Raw genomic sequence first — 519 nt, forward strand, 5'->3', positions numbered from 1 at the left:
AAGTGCCTGCTACTAAATTGTTCGCTGTTGCTGACGTGCCACCACTTGGACTCCATGCATAACTGTAAGCTGTTGTTCCACCATTCGCTGTCACCGTTGCACTGCCATCATTGCCGCCATAACATTTAACATTTACCCCTACTGCACTCGCTGTTAATTTCGTCGGTTGCGTAATCGTTACTGTCGCGGTCGCTGTACAGGCATTTGCATCTGTTACTGTTACGGTATATGTTCCTGCTACTAAATTATTCGCTGTTGCTGACGTGCCACCACTTGGACTCCATGCATAACTGTAAGCTGTTGTACCGCCATTCGCAGTCACCGTTGCACTGCCATCATTGCCGCCATAACATTTTACATTTACTCCTACCGCACTCGCTGTTAATTTAGTTGGTTGGGTAATCGTTACTGTTGCAGTTGCTGTACAGGCATTTGCATCCGTTACTGTTACTGTGTATGTTCCTGCTACTAAATTATTCGCTGTTGCACCTGTGCCGCCACTTGGACTCCATGCATAAC

The 519-nt window shown here is 46.8% G+C and carries 1 pseudogene; it reads right to left on the reverse strand.

Annotated features, from left to right (window positions below):
• A pseudogene (locus tag MJQ71_RS20850) lies at positions 1-519 on the reverse strand (SprB repeat-containing protein); the annotation flags it as partial.

The organism is Emticicia aquatica, from assembly GCF_923079645.1.
GTDB classification, from domain to species: Bacteria; Bacteroidota; Bacteroidia; order Cytophagales; family Spirosomataceae; genus Emticicia; species Emticicia aquatica.